The organism is Thermasporomyces composti (assembly GCF_003386795.1).
GTDB lineage: Bacteria > Actinomycetota > Actinomycetes > Propionibacteriales > Actinopolymorphaceae > Thermasporomyces > Thermasporomyces composti.
Window position 1 is genome coordinate 3,005,677 of sequence record NZ_QTUC01000001.1, and the last position, 21,283, is coordinate 3,026,959.

General features: G+C 67.2%; 18 protein-coding genes. 9 read left to right on the forward strand and 9 right to left on the reverse strand.

All coding sequences use genetic code 11. The features are described from left to right. Nucleotides 1-55: 55 nt before the first annotated feature. The 3 genes from DFJ64_RS13045 to DFJ64_RS13055 are packed head-to-tail and all read right to left on the reverse strand — an operon-like array spanning nt 56 to nt 3,886. Nucleotides 56-1,033 carry an ABC transporter permease gene (locus DFJ64_RS13045; protein WP_115850696.1) on the reverse strand — a complete coding sequence of 326 codons (978 nt, stop codon included), beginning with the start codon at nt 1,031-1,033 and terminating at the stop codon, nt 56-58. Between the two features lie 37 nt (nt 1,034-1,070). Further along, the gene (locus DFJ64_RS13050) at nt 1,071-2,003 is read right to left on the reverse strand and encodes a carbohydrate ABC transporter permease (RefSeq protein ID WP_115850697.1); all 933 of its coding nucleotides are present in this window, start codon (nt 2,001-2,003) and stop codon (nt 1,071-1,073) included. Nucleotides 2,004-2,056: 53 nt separating this feature from the next. Then, entirely contained in the window at nt 2,057-3,886 is a 1,830-nt protein-coding gene (locus DFJ64_RS13055) for an extracellular solute-binding protein (protein WP_115850698.1), read from the reverse strand. Between the two features lie 577 nt (nt 3,887-4,463). Between DFJ64_RS13055 and DFJ64_RS13060 the strand changes: the two genes are divergently transcribed. Together DFJ64_RS13060 and DFJ64_RS13065 are read left to right on the forward strand one after the other, a co-directional pair. Further along, nucleotides 4,464-5,147 (forward strand): GntR family transcriptional regulator, encoded by a 684-nt coding sequence (locus DFJ64_RS13060; protein ID WP_170152606.1) that lies wholly within the window; start codon nt 4,464-4,466, stop codon nt 5,145-5,147. Nucleotides 5,148-5,329: 182 nt separating this feature from the next. Beyond that, entirely contained in the window at nt 5,330-6,130 is an 801-nt protein-coding gene (locus DFJ64_RS13065; protein WP_245941108.1) for a class I SAM-dependent DNA methyltransferase, read from the forward strand. A 110-nt stretch (nt 6,131-6,240) separates the two neighbouring features. Here DFJ64_RS13065 and DFJ64_RS13070 read toward each other — a convergent pair whose 3' ends face one another. Further along, the gene (locus DFJ64_RS13070) at nt 6,241-7,650 is read right to left on the reverse strand and encodes an aminotransferase-like domain-containing protein (protein WP_115850700.1); all 1,410 of its coding nucleotides are present in this window, start codon (nt 7,648-7,650) and stop codon (nt 6,241-6,243) included. Nucleotides 7,651-7,713: 63 nt separating this feature from the next. Here DFJ64_RS13070 and DFJ64_RS13075 point away from each other — a divergent pair, with 63 nt between their 5' ends. The 6 genes from DFJ64_RS13075 to DFJ64_RS13100 all read left to right on the forward strand — a co-directional run bounded on the left by DFJ64_RS13075 (nt 7,714) and on the right by DFJ64_RS13100 (nt 13,218). After that, nucleotides 7,714-8,829: an aminotransferase class I/II-fold pyridoxal phosphate-dependent enzyme gene (locus DFJ64_RS13075; RefSeq protein ID WP_115850701.1), complete on the forward strand. Its 1,116-nt coding sequence runs from the start codon at nt 7,714-7,716 to the stop codon at nt 8,827-8,829. A 259-nt stretch (nt 8,830-9,088) separates the two neighbouring features. Continuing rightward, nucleotides 9,089-9,538 (forward strand): helix-turn-helix transcriptional regulator, encoded by a 450-nt coding sequence (locus DFJ64_RS13080; protein ID WP_115850702.1) that lies wholly within the window; start codon nt 9,089-9,091, stop codon nt 9,536-9,538. Between the two features lie 4 nt (nt 9,539-9,542). After that, a complete protein-coding gene (locus tag DFJ64_RS13085; RefSeq protein ID WP_115850703.1) occupies nt 9,543-9,953 on the forward strand; it encodes a VOC family protein in 411 nt (136 codons plus the stop codon). Then, nucleotides 9,950-10,420, forward strand: coding sequence for a pyridoxamine 5'-phosphate oxidase family protein (locus tag DFJ64_RS13090; protein WP_245941109.1), 471 nt, complete (start codon nt 9,950-9,952; stop codon nt 10,418-10,420). Before DFJ64_RS13085 ends, DFJ64_RS13090 begins: the two co-directional genes overlap by 4 nt. A 171-nt stretch (nt 10,421-10,591) precedes the next feature. Continuing rightward, nucleotides 10,592-12,967 carry an ATP-binding cassette domain-containing protein gene (locus tag DFJ64_RS13095; RefSeq protein ID WP_115850704.1) on the forward strand — a complete coding sequence of 792 codons (2,376 nt, stop codon included), beginning with the start codon at nt 10,592-10,594 and terminating at the stop codon, nt 12,965-12,967. 44 nt (nt 12,968-13,011) lie between these two features. Next, nucleotides 13,012-13,218, forward strand: coding sequence for a hypothetical protein (locus DFJ64_RS13100; RefSeq protein WP_245941110.1), 207 nt, complete (start codon nt 13,012-13,014; stop codon nt 13,216-13,218). Nucleotides 13,219-13,323: 105 nt separating this feature from the next. Here DFJ64_RS13100 and DFJ64_RS13105 read toward each other — a convergent pair whose 3' ends face one another. Continuing rightward, nucleotides 13,324-14,907 carry a glycoside hydrolase family 183 protein gene (locus DFJ64_RS13105; RefSeq protein WP_115850705.1) on the reverse strand — a complete coding sequence of 528 codons (1,584 nt, stop codon included), beginning with the start codon at nt 14,905-14,907 and terminating at the stop codon, nt 13,324-13,326. A gap of 232 nt (nt 14,908-15,139) precedes the next feature. Here DFJ64_RS13105 and pyrH point away from each other — a divergent pair, with 232 nt between their 5' ends. Next, nucleotides 15,140-15,877, forward strand: a complete 738-nt coding sequence (gene pyrH / locus DFJ64_RS13110) for a UMP kinase (RefSeq protein ID WP_115850706.1) — start codon at nt 15,140-15,142, stop codon at nt 15,875-15,877. Nucleotides 15,878-15,981: 104 nt separating this feature from the next. Here the strand turns inward: pyrH and DFJ64_RS13115 are convergent, their stop codons facing one another. The 4 genes from DFJ64_RS13115 to DFJ64_RS13130 are packed head-to-tail and all read right to left on the reverse strand — an operon-like array spanning nt 15,982 to nt 21,250. Then, nucleotides 15,982-17,778 (reverse strand): IucA/IucC family protein, encoded by a 1,797-nt coding sequence (locus DFJ64_RS13115; protein WP_115850707.1) that lies wholly within the window; start codon nt 17,776-17,778, stop codon nt 15,982-15,984. After that, nucleotides 17,775-18,371: a GNAT family N-acetyltransferase gene (locus DFJ64_RS13120; RefSeq protein ID WP_115850708.1), complete on the reverse strand. Its 597-nt coding sequence runs from the start codon at nt 18,369-18,371 to the stop codon at nt 17,775-17,777. The genes DFJ64_RS13115 and DFJ64_RS13120 overlap by 4 nt, the downstream gene beginning before the upstream one ends. Further along, the gene (locus DFJ64_RS13125; protein WP_115850709.1) at nt 18,368-19,672 is read right to left on the reverse strand and encodes a lysine N(6)-hydroxylase/L-ornithine N(5)-oxygenase family protein; all 1,305 of its coding nucleotides are present in this window, start codon (nt 19,670-19,672) and stop codon (nt 18,368-18,370) included. Before DFJ64_RS13125 ends, DFJ64_RS13120 begins: the two co-directional genes overlap by 4 nt. Before the next feature lie 15 nt (nt 19,673-19,687). Continuing rightward, nucleotides 19,688-21,250, reverse strand: coding sequence for a pyridoxal phosphate-dependent decarboxylase family protein (locus tag DFJ64_RS13130; protein WP_211310610.1), 1,563 nt, complete (start codon nt 21,248-21,250; stop codon nt 19,688-19,690). Between the last annotated feature and the right edge of the window lie 33 nt (nt 21,251-21,283).

A 21,283-nucleotide genomic window follows, 5' to 3' on the forward strand; every position in this document is an offset into this window, starting at 1 on the left:
TCGAACTCCTCCAGTGCGGTGAGCTGCGTGTCTCGGCAGGTGGGGTCGGTGTCAGCTACCAGAGGCTGGACCTGGCGAACCTCCGGGCGATCTGGTTGGCGATGACCAGCAGGATCAGACCGACGACGGATCGGAACAGCCCGATAGCCGCGGCGTACGAGTACTGTGGCACCTCGGCGGCGAGGCCGATCTTGTAGACATAGGTGTCGATGACCTCCGAGGTCGACAGGTTGAGGCTGTTCTGCATGAGCAGGACCTTCTCGAACCCGATCGACAGGATCGAGCCGATGTTGAGAATGAGCATGATGACGGCCACCGGCATGATCCCCGGCAGGTCGATATGCCAGATCCGCTTGACACGTGACGCGCCGTCGACGATCGCGGCTTCGTGAAGCTGTGGGTCGATGCTCGACAACGTGGCCAGGTAGATGACGGACCCGAAGCCCAGGTTCTGCCAGACGCTCGACCAGACGTAGAGATGACGGAAATAGCTCGGGTCGCTCAGAAAATCGAGTGGCCCAAGCCCGAAAAGGCCCAGCAGGTTGTTCAGCAGCCCGGTACGAGGGTCGAGGAGGACGACCAACATGCCCACGACGACGACAGTCGAGATGAAGTACGGGGCATAGGTGATCATCTGCACAGAGCGCTTGAACCATCGAAGTCGTACCTGGTTCAGAGCCAGCGCCAGGATGATCGGGAGAGGGAACCCGACGAGGAGCTCGTACGAGTGGAGGATGATCGTGTTCCGGATCACCGGCCAGAACATGAACGACTCGATGAAGCGTTCGAAGTGCGAGAAGCCGACCCATGGGCTGCCGGTTATCCCTTGCACCACGTTGTAGTTCTTGAACGCGATCTGCAGCCCGTACATGGGCCAGTAGTGAAAGATGAGAAGGTAGACGACTGGCAGCAGCAGCATGAGATACAGCTGCCAGCAGTTGCGAGCCCTGCGCCAGGTCGTGGTGCGAGGCCGTTGAGGCTGCTCGGCGACGCTCTCTCGGTGCGCATCCGGGCGGCGCAGCAGCGTGACCATCGTTCCTCCTCTAGCTCGCCGGGACCCTGCGCGAGAGTCAGCCCTTGAGAGAGCCGATCATGATGCCTTTGACGAACTGCTTCTGTACGAAGGGGTAGGCAAGGAGCGGTGGGATACTGGCCACGACGATCAGGCAGTACTTGAGCAGGTCGCGCAGCTCCCGCCGACGGGCGAGCTCGGCCGCGTCGGCCATCGTCGGGTCGATGCTGCTCTGGATGAGGATCTCCCGGAGCACGAGCTGGAGTGGGAAGAGCTCCTCGTTGGTCAGGTAGATGAGAGCGTTGAAGAACTGGTTCCAGTGGCCGACCGCGTAGAAGAGAACATTGACCGCGATGATGGGCTTCGACAGCGGCAGCACGATGCTCCAGAAGAAGCGGAAGTCGTCGCAGCCGTCGATGCGCGCCGCCTCGAGCAGTTCGTGAGGAATCGTTACCTGGTAGTACGTCCGAGTGATGATCACGTTCCACACGGCCAGAGCGGTGGGCAGGATGAGCGCCCACCGCGTGTTGAGCAGACCCAGGTCATGCACCACGAGGTAGGTGGGGATGAGCCCACCGGAGAACATCATGGTGAAGACGAAGAGCAGCATGAACCAGTGGCGACCGACGAGGTCGCGCCGTGACAGCGGGTATGCCGCCAGGAGGGTCAGCGTGAGGTTGAGGGTGGTTCCGACCGCGACGTAGAAGAGCGAGTTGGCGAACCCGCGAACGATCGGCTTGTGGTTGAAGATCGTCTCGTAGCCGTTGAAGTTGATGTCGACAGGCCAGAGCCAGACGCGACCCGACGACACGGCGTCCGGGTCGCTGATGGACGCTGAGGCGATGAATATCAGCGGATACAGGATGACGAGGAGCAGGAGAGTGAGGACGATGTAGTTGACGACGGTGAATATCCGGTCGGATCTGGATTCTTGAATCCGCCTGGGAGTCTTCGATCGCGTGCTCCTAGCCTGAAGGGTTGTGGCGGCCATATCGATCCTCCTCGCCGTACCCGTTGGCCGCGACTCACCTGTAGGACTGGTGCTCAGGAGTACTTGGCGTCGTAGGCCTCCTGGTACGCCCGGAGGTAGTTCTCGAGGCCGATCCGGTTGAGCGTGTCGACGTAGGTCTCCCAGGCGGCGTTGTCGTTGATGTCGAGCTCGCCCATGGTGAACTTGGCTTCGTGCTGCAGCACGTGGTTCTCGATCGCCAGCTCGATCTCGCTCGTGATACTGGCCTGCTCCTCGGTGAGGTAGACAAGCGGAAGCTGGAGACGCTGGTCCTGACGCGCCTCGTAGTACTTCTTCGACTCCTCGTACAGCGGCTGCTCGAACGTTGGAGCCTTGGGGTCGACCGCCTCAGACAGCCGGAACTCGTTCGAGCGGAAGCTCAGACCCAGCTGCCCCCACCAGATGCCGTCCTCCGGAGGCCAGGTGATGAGAGCCTTGTAGAGAGCCTGCTTTCCGTTGATACCCTTCTCGCCTTCTTTCGCCCAACGCCAGCCCTCGTTGATGTCGCCGTAGTAGAGCCGGAGCTGAGCTTCAAGCTCGTACAGCCCATCGGCCCATTGCACGGCGAGTCCTGGGTACTTGCACGCGCTGGTCACAACGAAGCCAGCGTTGTTGCCGGCCTTCCCGTAGTAGTTCCAGGACGAGATCGCGGTCCCGTCCGGACCCTTCAGGGTGGGCACGCACACGTAGCCGTGCCAGCGGGCGTCGGGATCCGAGGCGTCGACAGTCATGAAGCTGCCCCAGTCCCACGCGCGTACGACGCCGAGGATGTTGTCGCCCTCGCGGTTTCCGATGCGCTGGAGCGCCTCCAGGTCCTGGGTGAAGGACTCCTTGGCGATCAGGCCCTTTCGGTACAGCCGGTTCTGGTAGCGCCACCCTTCCCGCCACTCGGGCTTGTTCACGACGATGTCGACCTTGCCGTCGTTGAGGTACAGCCACGGGTAAGGACGGTTGCTCGCGGGCCCTCCCGGGTTGTACATGAACGACCCCATGAAGAAGTTGCTCAACGGTGCCGGCCACCCAGGATGTGCGTGGCCCATGAGCGGGAGCTCGTCCTTCTTCCCGTTGCGGTTCGGGTCCTCGTTGACGAAGGCGGTGAGGACGTCCTCGAACTCGTCGAGAGTGGTCGGCATGCTCAAGCCGAGCTCGTCGAGCCAAGGCTTGTAGATCCACATCCGCTGGATGCCGCAGTTGCAGTGGAAGCAGTCATTGACGTAGGGCATCGTGTAGATGTTGCCGTCGTTGGCGGTGACGAGCTCCTTGACGTCCGGGTACGCCTCGAAGATCCGCTTGATCTCGACGCAGTACTCGTCGATCAGGTCATTGAGCGGTACGAACAGACCCTGGGAGCCGTAGAGCATCTGCTGCGCAGGGCTGAAGTCGATGTTCATGAACGCGTCCGGCAGGTCTCCGGACGCGATCATCGCGTTGACCTTCGTCATCGCGTCAGAGGAGCCTGCTTCGCCCGCGACCACGTGCCACTCGATGTGCACGCCCGTGATCTCCTCGTACCACTTCGTGAAGAGGTTCTCCTTCCAGTCGCCGACGGCTGTGTTCTGCGGCACGACGATCCGGAGCGTGACCCTCTCCTTGACGAGCGGTTGCTTGTGCGACGCGACCGGGCCGACGTATCCCTCGGGATAGATCGGGTCGTTGTTCGGTGATGACTTGGGCCCACCCTTCTGCGCCAGCGGATCCTCGGGCACGGAGCCGCCCTGCGGATTGCCGCCGCCGCTGCAACTGGCCAGGAACGCAGCGGTGGAGGCTGCGGAGAGGCCGATGCCCAACGCGTGGGTGACGAATTGCCGCCGCGACATGCCGCTCACGGCAGGGTCCTTCGATGTGCCGTGGTGCTCTTCCGCCATGTCGTTCTCCTCTTCACATGCCGGGAGATGCCTCGCACCGGCTCGGAATGCTTGGTGATCGGTCGGATGTAGAGGGGCGGCAACGCGTCCGGATATCGCACGTCGCCCGCGCACGCTGACCGGAGGCACCGGCGACTCGTATCTGACGTCGGTCATGACGCCAGTCCGGAGCCGGATCGCCGTCATCGGTGAAGGAAAATGTATATGAGATAGATCTACTGTCTAGACTCGTGGCCAAGTCCGGTCGCGCTGTCTGCCCTCCCACGTCGTCCTGGTCGCCGTGCGGAGATGCTGTGGAGCGTCGAACCGGTCGATGGAGGGTGGGCGGTTTGCCAGCCCAGCGCGACGTGCTTCAGGCAGAACGCCTGTCTCGCGGTCGATTTCGCTCGTCGAGGAGATGCGGGGCCGTGGCTCGAGACCGTGGGGGTCCGCTCCGAACGGGTCGGCGTGATGGGTTGATCTCAGGCGTTGAGGCGTCCTTTGATCTCTGTCAAGAGAGACCGTGACGATATAGCGTATATATGTAGGATGCCGCTCATCCCTCATGGGGTTGACGCTCGATGCAAGGTGGTGGCAGGTGTCAGCTGATCCGCTTCCGCTCGAGCGCCTCGCGCCTCGACGGGTGCTCGTCGACGAGGTCGCTCAGGCCGTCCGAAACCTCTTGATGGACCAGACGATCAAGCCTGGACAGAGCCTGATCATCGGACGGCTTGCCGAGGCGCTTGGGGTCTCGCACACCCCTGTGCGTGAGGCGCTTGCCCGTCTCGAGTCCGAAGGCCTCGTCGTCAAGCGGCCACAACGCGGCTACTTCGCGACCGAGCTGCTGACGACGGACGAGATGATCGAACTCTTCGAGCTCCGCCTCCTTCTGGAGCCGTGGGCCGCGGCACAGGTAGCGGCGGCAGCTCGTCACATCGATGTCAGCGGGTTGCGGGCCGAGCTGACCAGGTTCACCAGTGCCCTGCGATCCGGGCCGGAGTCTCCCTACCGCTTGCTCTGTGATCACGACATCAGGTTCCACGGCCTGCTGATGGAGCTGTGTGGAAACCGTCAGGTTGCCCGGGCATTCGAGCGCACACACTGTCATTTGCACCTGCTACGGGTCCAGAGCCGAGCATCGAAGGCCGATGTCACTGTCGCTGAGCACGAAGCGATCGTGACCGCAATCGAACGCCGTGACGTCGACGGGGCAGCTGAGGCCATGCGTCGGCATCTCAACGAGGCCTGCAAGCGCGCTATCACCCTTCGAGACGAGGGTTAGCGAACGGCGACCACGTCGCCGAGTCCGCCGTGGGTACGTGGAGGCCCACGGGCATGGCCTCCTTCCAATCTGGCGCCGCTCGGAGAGCAGGGTCTGGCTCGCCGTCGTCACGGGAGAACGCTCGATGTCGTCGCCGGAAAATCGGATGAGGTCCGGCTGAGCGCTGTCGTAGCGTCGGTCCCGTGACGGATGAGGTGAACACGCACGGGCCGGCCACTCGCCAGCCGTATGACGATCCATCGGACGGTTGGTTCCCCGAGAGCGTCGCGGCGGAGTACGACGCACCTGGCGGTGCGAACGCTCCCGAGGTCGTGACGCCCATCGTGGACGTCCTTGAGGACCTGGCTGAGGGCGGTCCGGTGCTGGAGTTCGCGGTGGGGACCGGCCGGATCGCCGCGCCGCTGGCCGCGCGTGGCGTGCCGGTGAGCGGCATCGAGCTGAGCAAGGCGATGGCGGCGCGGATTCCCGACAAGCCGGGTGGTGAGGCGGTCAAGGTCACGATCGGCGACATGCGGACGACCCGGGTGCCGGGCGAGTTCTCGCTGGTCTTCCTGGTCTTCAACACGATCTCGAACGTCACCACGCAGGACGGACAGGTCGAGGTGTTCCGCAACGCGGCCGCGCACCTTCGGCCCGGTGGGCTGTTCCTGATCGAGGTCGGTCTGCCGAGCCTGCGTCGCCTGCCCCCGGGGCAGGACACCGTGCCGTTCGCGGTGGAGCCTGACGGCCACGGTGGCGGCTACCTCGGGTTCGACCAGTTCGACGTCGTGACCCAGCAGTTCACGTCGAACCATGTGACCGTCTCCCCGGACGGGAGGGGCAGGTTCCGCCGCATTCCCTTCCGGTACGTCTGGCCGAGCGAGCTGGACCTCATGGCGCGAATCGCCGGCATGAGGCTGAAGTACCGCTGGTCGGACTGGGACCGATCCGAGCTCACGGCGGAGAGCACCAAGCACGTGTCGGTCTGGGAGAAGCCCTGGTGAGGTTCAGGAGGAGCTGGCTCGCGGCCGGGACGGGCGTTCGCGGCCACCGGGACGCCTGAACATTCTCGGCGACGACGCCCGGGGAACCTCGCGCCGACCGGTCGGCCCGCTCAGACGACGAGGACGGGCCGCTTGGCGGCGTGGGTGGTCGGTGGACTGTACGCGGACCACGCGGCCGCGAGCCGGTGGACGGCTTCGGTGAGCTTCGCCTGGGAGGCTCGGTAGTGCAGGCGGATGTACTGGTCGCTGCGGCCGGTGACGTCGAGGCCGGAGCCGGGGAGGATGGCGACTTTGTGGCGGAGGGCGGTCTGGGCGAAGGACGAGCCGTCGCCGTACGGCAGTCGCACCCACAGGCACTGCCCGCCGGTGACGGTCGGGACCTCCCAGTCCGGGAGCTTCGTCGCGAGCAGGGAACGCAGGTGGTCGTGCCGAGCCTTGAGCGTCTGGTGCAGAGCTGGGTCATCGAGGAACGGCAGCAGCTGGACCGCGGCCAGCTGCGTGGGCACGTCGCCGCCGAGGTCGTGGACCGCCCGGAGGCGGGCGAGCCGGTTGATCAGCGGCGTGGACGCTCGAACCCAACCGATGCGCAGGCCGCCCCAGATGCTCTTGCTGAGTGAGCCGACCGAGATCACCGAGTCGCCGTACGCCGCGATCGGCGCCGGCACCTGCTCACCGGGGAAGCGAAGGTCCGCCGGCACCTCGTCCTCGATCAGCGGAACGTCGGAGCTCGCGAGCCGTTGCCGAGCGAGCGTCGGGAGCACGGATCCGGTGGGGTTGTGGTACGTCGGGATGACGTAGGCGAGCGCGGGACGCCGTTCACGGACCGTGGCCTCCAGCCCGTCCAGCCCGACCGGTAGGCCGCGGGGGACGGCGCCATGCCTCCGGAACACCTCCAGCGCGCCGGGATACGTCGGTGCCTCGACGAGCACCTGGTCGCCCGGTGAGAGGAGCGCGTGGGCGAGCAGGGAGAGGGCCTGCTGACCGCCGTTGGTGACCAGGATCTGGTCGGGCGTCGTCGGCGCGCCGCGACTGGTGTACCGCTCCGCCAGCGCCGCTCGTAACGACGGATGACCGTACGGGTAGTAGCCGAGGTCGTCCTGGATCCGACCGAGCTCGGGGGCGATCCGCTGGAACGCCTCCGCCACGAAGCTCGGAGGCTCGTCGGGCGCCGCGCACACGGCGTGGAGGACGTCGTCGGGCCTCTCCAAGGAGTCGACGAAGAAGGGATCGATGGGTGCGTCCTTCGCTCGCGCGCCGTTGGGCTCACCGGCGACGCGGGTGCCGCTGCCTTGTCGCCGCGTGATCCGTCCTTCCGCGCGGAGGAGGTCGTAGGCCGCCACGACGGTCGTCCGTCCGACTGCGAGGGCGGCGGCGAGCGCGCGGTCGGGCGGGAGGAGCTCGCCGGGCGGCAGTTCGCCGTCGTCGATCAGCTGTCGCAACCGTGACGCGAGCAGCACGTACAGGGGCCCGCGCCCGGACGACCAGCGGCCCAACCGATCGGCCAACTCAATTGGTCTCATTTGCAGACCAATAGTGCCCGATTGGCACTCCTCTCGGTCGAGACCGCCCAGGACCATGGCGGTATGCCGACGTTCTCGCCGCACGAGATCCTGACGTTGATCGACCAACAGCCCCGGTACGAGCTGGGCGACAGTATCGGCCCGAGCCTCCGGCTCGCCGACCTGCTGAGCCCCGAGCTGGCTGACCTCGAGCTGGGCTACGGGACCTGCGCGGGTGACGCCGAGCTGCGGAGAGCGATCGCCGAGCGGTACGGCGTCGGCCCGGACGACGTCGTCGTCACCGTCGGCGGGGTGCACGGGGTCTTCCTGCTCTCGTACCTGCTCGTGGAGCCCGGTGCTCAGGTCGTCATGACCGCGCCGCTGTTCCCGATCACGCGCACCATCGTCGAGTCACTCGGTGCGGACGTGCGTGTCGTCCCCCTGACGTTCGACGAGGGGTACCGACTCACCGCCGACGCGGTTCGTGCGCACCTGACGCCCGACACGAGGCTGGTCAGCCTCACCACACCACAGAACCCGTCTGGTGTCGCGATACCGCTGTCGACGCTGCGAGAGGTCGCCCACGCGATGGCCGAGATCTGTCCGACCGCCTCCCTGCTGGTCGATGACACCTATCGGACGGCTGTGTACGGCGACGCCCCGCTCGCGCACCCCGCCGTGAGCCTGGGGCCGAGAGTCGTGTCGGTGGCGTCGGTGTCGAAGTGCCACGGCGCGGCGGGACTGCGGATCGGATGGGTCGTGACGACGGACGCTGAGCTGGTGGCCGCGTTGATCATGGCGAAGGCCAAGACGGTCATCTCCCACTCGCCGGTGTCCGAGGCGCTGGCGCTCCGGCTGTTCGCGCGTGAGGACGAGATCCTCGCCGAGCGGCGTTCGTGGCTCGCGGAAAACCTCGCGATGACCGAGGACTGGGTCCGGGCCAACAGCGACCTGGTCGAGTGGGTCCGCCCGGATGCCGGCGCCACGTGCGCGATTCGACTGGGCCCCGCCGTCGACCTCGACCGGTTTCGCCAGGAGACCGCTGAGCTGGGCGCTCACCTCGCGCACGGCGAGTGGTTCGACGACGTGCCGAACGTCTCCTACCTGGGTTTCGGCTTCCTTCCCCCGGCTGACCTGAAGGGTGCGCTCGACGCGCTTCGGCGCGCTCTCCTCGCGTCCTGTGTGCGCCGCGCCGGATAGCGTCGTCGCTGGCCCTCGCAGCGTACCGGTGGGCGGGAGGGGCCAGCCCTTGCCAGCCGCGACCGGCTTCGCGGTGGGCGTCGGTCGGCGGTCACGCCCACGAGCGCGCCCGGAGGGGCGGCTCACCGGCGATCGGGCTCCGACGTCGGCGCCTGATCGGAGCTCGCCGTCGGACCTGGGACACTTCGGTCGATCTGGCAAAAGCCCAGATCAGCGCAGTGCTAGGCGGACGTCGACGGGCTGTGGCACCATCCGGAGCGTGGCTCGTAACTCCGCTGAGGCGCAGCGTCTTCGCGATCTCAAGCTGCTGCGTCGGGTTCGCGACAGGATCGACCGGGAATACGCCCAGCCGCTCAATGTCGAGGAGCTGGCTCGCGGTGTGGGTATGTCCGCCGGTCACCTCAGCCGACTGTTCCGGGCTGCTTACGGAGAGTCACCTTACAGCTACCTCATGACCCGGCGCATCGAGCGTGCGATGGCGCTCCTGCAGCGGGGTGACATGAGCGTCACGGAGGTCTGCTTCGCGGTGGGCTGCTCGTCGCTGGGCACTTTCAGCACCCGCTTCACCGAGCTGGTCGGGGTGCCGCCCAGCGTCTACCAGCGGCAGGTCGCGGGCACGGCGGCCGGGCTACCGCCGTGCGTGGCCAAGAAGGTGACCCGACCGATCAGGAATCGAGAAGCGCGGGCCACACGGCCGTCGTTAGCGTGACGCCATGGACGTCATCATTCACACAACCTTCCTGCCACACGACGACCCCGAGGCGTCCCTCGCCTTCTACCGTGACGCCCTCGGCTTCGAAGTTCGCAAGCAGGTCGAATTCAACGGGCTGCAGTGGAACACGGTCGGACCGCCCGGTCAGCCCGAGGTGAACATCGTCTTGCACCCGCCGGGCGCTGACCCCGGCGTCACCGACGAGGAACGCCGCGTCATCACCGAGATGATGGCCAAGGGCACCTACGCCAGCATCATGCTGGCGACGAAGGACCTGGACGCCGTCTTCGAGCGGGTGCAGGCCAGCGGCGCGGAGGTCATGCAGGAGCCGACCGAGCAGCCGTGGGGCGCCCGCGACTGCGCGTTCCGCGACCCTGCCGGGAACATGGTCCGGATCCAGGAGCTTCGGTGACGCAGGCCGAGACCGAGGTCATGCCTCCTCGCTCCCGCGAGCAGCGGCGACGCGACACCGAGCGCCGGCTCGCCGGTGATGTCGACGTCTGGGTCGCCAGTGCCTCCCCGGACGGCACGCCGTACCTGGTGCCGCTGTCGTTCGACTGGGACGGTGAGGCGCTGCTGTTGGCCACGCCGGGGGACAGCCCGACCGGGCGGAACCTCGCCGCCACTCGGGTCGCCCGGTTGGCGCTGGGCGAGACCCGCGACGTGACCATCATCGAGGGCGACGTCGAGGTTCTCGAGATCGACGCACTGCCGCGGGAACAGGGGGACCGGTTCGCCGAGCGCACCGGCTTCGACCCACGCACCCTTGCCACGCCGTACCGGTGGTTTCGCGTCTTCCCACGCCGCATCCAGGCCTGGCGTGAGGAGAACGAGCTCTCCGGCCGCACGCTGATGCGGGACGGGCGCTGGCTGGTCTGAGACGTGTCGCCCGGTCGTCGCACCGGCCGGGCGACACATGCCAGAAAGGACGTCAACCCCACAAGGAATCGGCACAGACGAGCAGGAGCCCTGCTCGAACGACCCGGACGAGCTGGCGACCGCGACGACACCACGGCCGCGGCCCATCCGATCGCGAGGTGACCCAACAGCATGGCAACGGACTCGCAGGCGACCCATCCCGCCGACAGCCACGACTGGATCCGTGTGCGGGGCGCGCGGGAGAACAACCTCAAGGACGTTCACGTAGAGATCCCGAAGCGCCGGCTCACCGTCTTCACCGGTGTCTCTGGCTCCGGCAAGAGCTCGCTGGTGTTCGGCACCATCGCCGCCGAGTCCCAGCGGCTGATCAACGAGACCTACAGCGCGTTCATCCAGGGTTTCATGCCGACGATGGCTCGGCCGGACGTCGACGTGCTGGAAGGGCTCACCACCGCGATCATCGTGGATCAGGAGCGGATCGGCGCCAACCCTCGCTCCACGGTCGGCACCGTGACCGATGCCAACGCGATGTTGCGGATCCTGTACAGCCGGCTCGGCAAGCCACACATCGGCTCGCCCCAGGCGTTCTCCTTCAACGTCGCGACGATCAGCGGCGCTGGCGCGGTCACCTTCGAGCGCGGTGGGCGGCAGGTGAAGGAGCGCCGCGAGTTCAGCATCCTCGGTGGCATGTGCCCGCGCTGCGAGGGCCTCGGCCGGGTGAGCGAGTTCGACCTGTCCGCGTTGTACGACGAGAACCTGTCGCTGAACGAGGGTGCGCTCAAGATCCCCGGATACAGCATGGACGGCTGGTACGGGCGTATCTTCCGCGGCTGCGGCTTCTTCGACCCCGACAAGCCGATTCGCAAGTTCACCAAGCGCGAGCTGAGCGACCTCCTCTACAAGGAGCCGACCAAGATCAAGGTCGACGGGGTCAACGTCACCTACGAGGGATTGATCCCGCGGCTCCAGAAGTCGTTCCTCTCCAAGGACCGGGAGGCGATGCAGCCGCACGTTCGCGCGTTCGTGGATCGCGCGGTGACGTTCGGCGTCTGTCCGGACTGTGACGGCACTCGCCTCAACGAGACCGCCCGGTCCTCGAAGATCAAGGGCCTGAGCATCGCGGACGTCTCCGCGATGCAGATCCTCGACCTGGCCGAGTGGCTGCGCGACATCGACGAGCCGTCGGTGGCGCCTTTGCTGGCCAACCTCCAACGCACCCTCGACGCGTTCGTGAAGATCGGGCTGGGCTACCTCTCACTCGACCGTCCGTCGGGCACGCTCTCTGGTGGTGAGGCACAGCGCGTCAAGATGATCCGTCACCTCGGGTCGCCGCTGACCGACGTCACCTACGTGTTCGACGAGCCGACCGCCGGGCTGCATCCGCACGACATCCAGCGGATGAACGACCTGTTGCGGAGCTTGCGCGACAAGGGCAACACCGTGCTGGTCGTGGAGCACAAGCCGCAGATCATCGAGATCGCCGACCACGTCGTCGACCTCGGGCCGGGCGCCGGAACCGCTGGGGGCGAGGTGGTGTTCGAAGGAACGGTGGAGGGGCTGCGGGCCAGCGGCACGCTCACCGGACGGCACCTGGACTACCGGGCTAGCTTGAAGCCCTCGGTGCGGAAACCCACGGGTGTGCTGGAGGTGCGTGGCGCCAACACCCACAACCTGAAGGACGTCGACGTCGACATCCCGCTCGGCGTGCTGGTCGTGGTGACGGGTGTGGCCGGCTCGGGCAAGAGCTCGTTGATCCACGGCTCGGTCGCCGGCCGCGAGGGCGTGGTGGCGGTCGACCAGACGCCGATCAAGGGCTCTCGACGCAGCAACCCGGCGACCTACACCGGTCTGCTCGACCCGATTCGCAAGGCGTTCGCCAAGGCCAACGGCGTGAAGCCGGCACTGTTCAGCGCCAACTCCGAAGGCGCCTGCCCGACGTGCAACGGCGCGGGCGTCATCTACGCCGACCTGGCGCTGATGGCCGGCGTCGCGGTCCCGTGCGAGGAGTGCGAGGGACGCAGGTTCCAGGCGTCGGTGCTGGAGCTCACCTTCGGTGGCCGCAACATCGCCGAGGTTCTTGCCATGTCGGTGGACGAGGCCTTGGAGTTCTTCAGCTCCGGTGAGTCGAAGGTGCCGGCTGCCCGCACCATCCTGGAGCGCCTCGCCGACGTGGGACTCGGCTACCTCACCTTGGGTCAGCCGCTCACAACCCTGTCCGGCGGCGAGCGGCAGCGGCTCAAGCTGGCCACCCACATGGGGAGTGACGGCGGCGTCTACATCCTCGATGAGCCGACCAGCGGTCTGCACCTGGCCGACGTCGAGCACCTGCTGCGCCTGCTCGACCGGCTGGTCGACTCCGGCAAGTCGGTCATCGTCATCGAGCACCACCAGGCGGTCATGGCGCACGCGGACTGGATCATCGACCTCGGCCCCGGTCCTGGCCACGACGGCGGTCAGATCGTCTTCGAGGGCACTCCGGCCGACCTCGTCGCGGCTCGCTCCACCCTCACCGGCGAGCACCTCGCGGCCTACGTCGGCGCCGCCTGATGCGACGTCCCGGGGCCGGTCGCCGAGCGAGCGATTCCAAACGAGTGACCGGCCCCGACCTGCCCGTCCACGACGTGGTGGCGGCCGGGCAGCATGAAGCACCTCGTCACGTTCCAGCCGTCGATCGGCTGGATCAACCACAGGAGATCTACGTGGCGCGGGGCGCCGACCGGGTGCGGACCGACCCGACGTCAACGATGGTGCGCTGGGTCCCGCTGTCCGAGGCGGTCCACATGATCGACGAAGGATGAGATCATCGGCGCGGCGACCGTGGTGGCGATCTACCGCGCGCTCACGCTGTGACCGGGACGTGGCGGCGTGATGTGGTGCCCGCCGCCACGTCCGGCGAATGACCGCTACCGCAGCCGCAGCGAGACGTCGTCCACCTGAACCCAGGCGTCGGCGCCGTTGCCCCAGAAGCCGGCGAAGATCTCGATGTTCGTCGAGTTTCCGGGGTTGAAGTCCACCGTGACCTCGGTGTAGTCGGGCAGGTACCCGAACGTGGTCTGCGCGATCGTGCCGTGCTGGCTCCGCACGCCGAGAGCCCCCGCGGGCGGGAGACGCTCGGATGACCGCAGCCAGGCCGTCAGGCGGTAGTTGCGCCGCGGCGCCACCACGACCGGTTGAGTGAGCGCGTTCCAGCCTTGCGCCGCGCGGACGTAGCCGTTGTTCTTACCGGAGCGGGAGAGCTGCCCGTCGCGGTCGATCCCGCCCTGACCACTCACGTACCACGGCACCCGGACCTGGTGGTCGGGTTGCTCCTCGAAGCCCGGGTCGCTGAGCAGGTTGTCGGTGTCGACGTCCCGGTCGAGCCGCGTGCGCATGAGGTAGACGTTGTAGGGCGGCCACCACGACATGGCGAAGTAGAGGTCCGGTTCGCCGGAAGCGGCCGACCACGGGTGCATGAAGGGCGCGTAGAGACCGGGGTACTCGCCATCGGGGCCACCGCGGACGACCACGCGCTGGCCGCTCCACGGGCCGGTGAGCGAGCGAGCCTCCCGCATGACGATGGCGGCGCGGTACTCGTCCAGGTACATCATGACCCACCGGTCGAGGTAGGCGTTGTAGAGCACCGAGAGCTCGCCCGACGGCGCGGCGACGACGGGAATGGCGTCGGCCTCGTGGCGCGTCCAGGTGGCGCCGTTCCAGTACCGCCAGGCCGCCATGTCGAGGACCTTGCCCTCTGGCACTCGAGCCAGTCGGATGTCGTAGAAGCGTCCGCTTCCCGTCCCGAACAAGTAGACGTAGCCGTCGTGCCGGAGCAGGGAGCCGATCTGGAAGTAGCGGTCCCACCGTGGGGCGGAGTTCTCCCAGCGGACGTCGCTCTTCGTCCAGGTCTCGCCGTTGTCGTCGGAGTAGGCGATGCCGCCGTAGTTCGTGTTCCACGGGCCCCAGTGGTTCTGGGAGAAGTAGTGCAGGTACTGGCGGCCGCCGACGCTCACCCCGGAGTTCGGGATCACGGTGATCTCGTCGTGGTCGACCTTCTTCGAGGCGAGGAGCTCCTTGGCGTGACCGGGCTGGTCGACCACCATGTCGTCGAAGTGCATGCCGTCGGCCAGGTTCCGGTCAGAGGACCGCGCGAGCGTGTTGGAGCGCCAGTCCTCGCCGAACTGGCCGCCTCCGACGTGGCCTTTGCCGAAGGTGTCGCCGAACGCCATGAGGATCTGGCCCGACCCGTTGTCCCACATCACGCCGAGGTCGGTGCCCATGACCTGGTAGCGGGTGTCGGTCTCGTTGATGGAGTCGTATCCGGTGAGCTTCGCCACCATCTCGGCGAGGCTGGGGCCCGGGACGGTCGGCCCTGGCGCCTGCATGGTCGAGACCCCCTCAGCGGGCTTGGGTCGGGGACGTGTGCGCGTGGCCGCCGTGGCGTCGCGCGTGGGGAGGGCGGCCAACGGAGCGGCCAACGCGGCGGCGGTGAGGAGAGCCCTGCGATGCATGGCCACAGCTCCTTCGACGGTTGGAAATCGATTTCTGGCCAGCTGCGAACGCGAGGCTAGGAAGTGGCCAGCGGCGGGTCAACCGAATCCACGTCGCTGACCGCAGGTGGACGGCTGCGCGAGCATCGTGAGCGGACGGGCAAGTCGTCGTGCGCTGACGAGCTCGACGAGCCGGACGAGTGAGCTCGAGGCCGTAAGGTCGGGAAGCGCCAGTCGCGTCGAGAGGAGTGAGATGCCCCAGCTGCGACGAGTCCTGATCAAGCTCAGCGGTCAGGCGGTGGCCGGTCCTCAGGGATCCGGGTTCAGCCCTGAGGCGCTCGACCATCTGGCCCGCGAGGTGCTCGCGGCACGGGAGGTCGGGACGCAGGTCGCCATCGTCGTCGGCGGTGGCAACATCTTCCGGGGATCGTCCGCTGAGGCGTGGGGCATCGACCGGGTCGAGGCCGACAACATCGGCATGCTCGCGACGGTCATCAACGCGATCCTCCTGCGTGGGCGGCTGAGCGTCGTGAGTGACTACGACGTTCGCGTCATGACCGCCGTGCCGATCAGCGCAGTCGCGGAGCCCTTCATCCGCCTGCGCGCGATCAGGCACCTCGAGAAGGGCAGGATCGTCATCCTGGCGGGTGGGATCGGCCAGCCGTTCGTCACCACGGACTACCCGGCGGTGCAGCGGGCGGCGGAGATCGAGGCCGAGGCGATCCTCATCGCCAAGCACGGAACGGACGGGGTCTACGACCGGGATCCCAACACGCAACCCGAGGCACGTCGCTACCGCTTCCTCACCTACGACGACGCGCTCACGCAGGGCCTGCGTGTCATGGACCAGGCGGCCTTCGTCCTCGCCCGGGACCAGAGGATCCCGCTGCACGTCTTCGACATCGAGAGGGAAGGCGTCATCGCCGGCATCTGCCGGGGCGAGGAGCACGGGACGCGCATCGCCGCGGATGTCGAGACGGCATGGGCATGAGGCATGCCAGCCAGTGGGCCTCGTGACGCCGCGTCCACCGCAGCCCAGCCACCGGGTCATCAGGGCGGCACGTGACGTCCAGGTCGTCGGCGGCCACGGCCGCCTCACGACGTCGGCCGGAACGGCGCGATCGGGTTCTCCAGCTCACCGGCGAACTGCAGCGCGCTCGAAGGATCGGCGAGGTCGAGCATCTGCCGGTTGTTCCGCAGCTGGAGTCGGTTCAGGCACGAGAGCGGGAACGTCGTGGCGAAGATGTCGAGTCGACGCAACCGCTCGGCCAGCTGAGGGACCGACGCCTGGTAGTCGGCGACGCACTCCGCCACCGTCCGCCAGAAGGTCTCCTCGTCGAGGACGCCGGCGGTGACGAGGACGGCGTTGAGGAAGCGGAAGAAGCAGTCGAAGACGTCCGTGAAGATCGCGAGCAGCTGCTCGGCCTCGTCCACGTGGGCACGGATCCGCGCGATCTCCGGCGGCACCGGCGTCGACGGGTCCATGACCACGACCTCTTCGCCGATGTCTTTGAGGATGACCCGCTCCACCGCGGCGTCCCGTAAGACGAGGATGACGTTCTCCCCGTGCGGCATGAACGCGACGCCGTAGGCGTAGACGAAGTGCAGCAGCGGCACGAGGTAGGCGTCGAGGTAGCGACGCAGCCACGCGGCGGGGGAGAGCCCTGACCGCTCGATCAACGCGGCGGCGAAGGACTGGCCGTCCTGGTCGACGTGGAGCAAGGAGGCCATGGTGGCGAGGCGGTGGCCCGGCTCCAACCTGGGGATCGGGCTCTCCCGCCACAGTGCGGCGAGCATCTTCCGGTACGGCGAGGTCCTGTCGGTGACGGCCTCGAACTGCCGGTGGCGGTAGCCGACGGCCGCTCTCTCCCGGAGGATGGACACCCTCGTCCGGCGGAGGACGTCGTCGCCGGCGATGAGGTTCGCCACCCAGTCGTTGATCGCGGGCGTGGCCTCCATGTAGGCGGCTGATAGCCCACGCATGAAGCCCATGTTCAGCACCGACAACGCCGTCTTGACATAGTGCTTGTGCGGCGCGCTCACGTTGAAGAACGTGCGGATCGATTGCTGAGGGCGGTAGTCGTCGTCGCCGGGGCCGAGACAGACCAGGTGACGCAGGGCGACCTCGCGGGCGAACGTGACCGCGAGCTTGGTCCACCACTGCCAGGGGTGCACGGGGATGAGCAGGTAGTCGGCCAGGTCGAGGCCGAGGCCCGCCATGGTCGCGGCGAAGCGCCGTAGCGTGGCCTCGCCGAGCTCGGCCCGCATGAGGTCCTCGTAGTCCACGTCCGGCGAGCAGGTGAACGTCGTGTAATCCCGGTGCGCGGCCACCCAGAGGAGGCGAATCGGGTTCGCGGTTTCGGGAGCGTAGGCGTGGTGGTCGTCGACGCCGTAGCCGATCCGTCCACTGTTGGCGATGAAGCACGGGTGGCCGTCCACCATGGCGGCCTCGATGGTCTGGAAGTCGGCCTCCACGAGGTCGGCGGCGCGCAGGACCGGGCGGCTGAGCTTGTAGGCCATGCTCGCCAGGGTCGAGGTGATCTCCTCGAGGTAGACGGGGATGATCTCGTCGGTGAGTCGGAGCGAGTCCCGGAGCTCCACGATGAGGTCGCCGGCGTCGAGTGACAGCTGCTCACCGTCGAGCACCCTGCGGCGGCGGACGCTTCCCGGGGTGATCCGCCAGTGGTCGAGAGCCATCACCTCGGCGGTGAACCGGTACTCCACCGCGTCGTCGTCGCTGCGAACGACGTAGGCACCGTCGCTGACCTGCTTAGGGGTGACGAGACGCTCGTGGGAGAACTCGGCCAGCGCCTTGCGCACCAGTCGCTCGTTGGCCGCTGCCCACGCCTCGGGTGTCAGGTGCGCGACGGCCGCTTGGGGGTCCGAGATCATGTGTCGGCTCCCTCGAGCGTGGCCAGGTACTGCTCGCGCGTGCAGACGCTCAGCAGCGCCTTCTTCTCCGGTTTGGTGACGACACCGACCACCTGGAAGCCGACGTACGCGTTGAGCTTGTGGACTGCCGTGTTGCGGACGTCAGGCTCCACGACGACGCGACGGGTCGCCGGGTCGGCGAAGAGGAACTCCATGACCGTGCGGAAGACGGCGCGGGTGAAGCCGTGGACGGGGACGTCGGTGGGCGCGCACAGGACGTGCATGCCCACGTCGCCCTCCTGGGCGTCGTACAGGCCGACCAGCTCGACGTGCGCTGGATCGTACCGCTCCACCAGGAAGGCGGGCGTGTCGTTGGCGAGTCCGAGGAACGCGTCCCGGTGTGGGTCGTCGAGGACGGCCCGGTACGCAGCGGTGACCGTTGCCAGGTCGGCGTCCTGCATCATCCAGAACACCGCCTTGGGATGGGTCACCCACTGGTGGACGAGTGCGGCGTCTGTGTCCAGGTCGAGCCTGCGGAGGGCGAAGTCACCCAGCGCGGGGTCGTGGCGGGTGAAGACGATCCCACCCACGGCGTCACTCGGAGAGTCGGTCATGGCGCGACACCCTCCGGGACCCCGAACTCCTGGAACGTGACCGTCTTCTCGATCGGGTAGTACTCCCGCCCGAGGATCTCGCGGATGATCCACGCGTTGCGGTAGGCCCCCATGCCGAGGTCGGGGGAGGAGACGCTGTGCGCGTGCACGCCGCCGTTCTGGAGGAAGATGCCGCGGCCGGTGACGTCGATGCTGTAGTTACGCGCGATGTCGATGTGGCCGTAACGGTCCCATCGGATTCGGCCGAGCACGGGATTGAGGAAGCTCGGGACGCGGAACACGTAGCCGGTGGCGAGGATGAGGCCCTGCGTGCTCAGGGAGAAGTCCCGGTCTTGCTCGACGTGGTGGAAGCCGAGCGTGTAGGTGGATGTCGCGTCATCGTAGGCGGCGCTGGTCAGCTCGGCGTTCGTGAGCAGCTGGACCGGCACCGGTCCGTGAACGCTCTTCTGGTAGAGCAGGTCGAAGATGTCGTTGATGAGGTCGGCGTTGATCCCCTTGTAGAGAGCGCCCTGTTCTCCCGCCAGCTTGTGTCGGGTCTCCTCCGGGAGAGCGTGGAAGTAGTCCACGTAGTCGGGTGAGGTCATCTCCAGCGTGAGCTTGGTGTACTCCAGGGGGAAGAACCTCGGCGACCGCGTGACCCAGGTGAGCCGGTAGCCGTAGGTGTCGATGTCGCTCAGGAGGTCGTAGACGATCTCCGCGGCGCTTTGCCCGCTGCCGACGACCATGATGCTGTCCTTGCGGCGCACCTCATCCCGGCGCTGGAGGTAGTCAGCGCTGTGCAGGAAGTCGCCGCCGATCCCCTGACAGGCACTCGGAAGGTACGGCGCGGTCCCGGTGCCGACGACGATGTGCCGACCACGGAACTCGACCGTGTCGCGGGTGTCGGTGCGGACGGCACGCACCACGTAGCACTCGTCGGTCTCGTCGTACTCGACCGACGTCACGTCGTGGCCGAAGCGAAGGGTGTCGAGCTTCTCCGCCGCCCAACGGCAGTAGGCGTTGTACTCGCTGCGCAGCGGATAGAAGTTCTCCCGGATGTAGAAGGGATAGAGTCGGCCGGTCTCCTTCAAGAAGTTGAGGAAGGAGAACGGCGACGTCGGGTCGGCCAGCGTCACCAGGTCGGACAGGAACGGCGTCTGCAGGCGGGCGGACTCCAAGAGCATGCCCGGATGCCAGTCGAAATGCGGTCGCCGCTCCAGGAACACCCCATCGAGTGCGTCGATCGGATCGGTGAGGCAGGCCAGGCCGAGGTTGAACGGGCCGAGGCCGATCGCGACGAGGTCGTGGGTGACGTCGGACATGGCGGGTCTCCGGGGTCAGGGCTCGTCGGGACGTCGGGTGGTGGGTGGGCTGTCATCGACGTGCGGTCCGGCGCCGCATCCGTCGGGCAGCCGCTCACACACGTAACGGTGGGCGTGCTCGGCGAGCAGGTCCAGCACGTACGCGATGTCGTCCAGAGTGGTCGTGGGGTTGAGGAGAGTGAACTTCAAGTAGTGCTCGCCGTTCACGGTCGTGGCGGCGACCATCCCTTCGCCGGAGGCGGCCAGCGCGTCGCGCGCGTACAAGTTCGCGTCGTCGATGAGCTTGCGGCCCGGCCCGTCCGGCGGTACGTAGCGGAACACCAGCGTGCTGAGCTGTGACGGGGCGACGACCTCGAACCGTGGGTCGTGGGCCAGCAGCTCCCACGCCTTCGATGCCAGATCCACGACCTGGTCGAAGAGTCTGCCGAGCGTCTCGGGGCCCATGACGCGGAGGGTGAGCCAGAGCTTGAGCGCGTCGAAGCGGCGGGTGGTCTGCAGGCTCTTGTCGACCTGGTTGGGGATGTCCTGCTCGGCGGCGCGGACTGGGTTGAGGTAGTCCGCGTGATAGGTGACGTGACGGAGGACGGAGCCGTCGCGCACGACGACGGCACTGGAGCTGACCGGTTGGAAGAAGGACTTGTGGTAGTCGACGGTCACCGAGTTCGCGCGTTCGATGCCGTCAAGCAGGTGTCGGCGAGTGGGGGAGACGAGAAGCCCGCATCCGTAGGCGGCGTCGACGTGCAGCCAGGTCTGCTCCGACGCGCACACGTCGGCGATCGCCGGAAGCGGGTCGATGGTGCCGTAGTCGGTCGTCCCCGCGGTCGCGACGACGGCCATGACCCGGTCACCGTGCCGTCGGCACCGACGGAGCTCACGGGCGAGGGCGTCCGGGCGCATGCGCCGCTTCGCGTCAGTCGCCACCGTGCGCACGGCGTCGGCCGCGAGGCCCAGCAGGGTCGCCGACTTGCGGACGCTGAAGTGGCTCGCCTCAGACGCCAGGATGCGGAGGCGCGGCAGAAGGTGCTGTCTGCCGGCGTCGTCTCCAGCGCCTCCGAGGGCTTCCTCCCGAGCGAGCAGGAGCGCCTGGAGGTTCGACTGGGTGCCACCGCTGGTGAAGACGCCATCGGCGGTGTCACCGAAGCCGAGGCGACGTGCCGTCCACGCGATGAGGTGCCGCTCGATGAGCGTGCCCCCGGCGCTCTGGTCCCAGGTGTCGAGCGAGGAGTTCACCGCCGAGAGGATCGCTTCGGCCACGAGGGCCGGGATCACCACCGGACAGTTGAGATGGGCGAGGTAGCGCGGATGGTGGAAGTAGACCGCGTCGCGAAGGTAGACCTCCTCCAACTCGTCGAGCGCGGCGGTGAGGTCGTGGAGCGGCCGGTCGAGGTCGATCTCGCCGATCTGGCGGGCGAGTGAGCCGGGTGTGATCCCGCTGAAGGGTTGCTCCGTACGCCTGATGCGATCCGCGACTCGCTCGATCCCCTCGCGAACGGTGCGTCGGTACCGGTCCACGCTGTCGTTGGTGAGCAAGTACGACGCGGCGTCAACGGCGTCTGGTCGCGTGAGGTCCGCTGGCATGGTGTGGTGAGGGTCCCCGTGCTGCATGGCGGT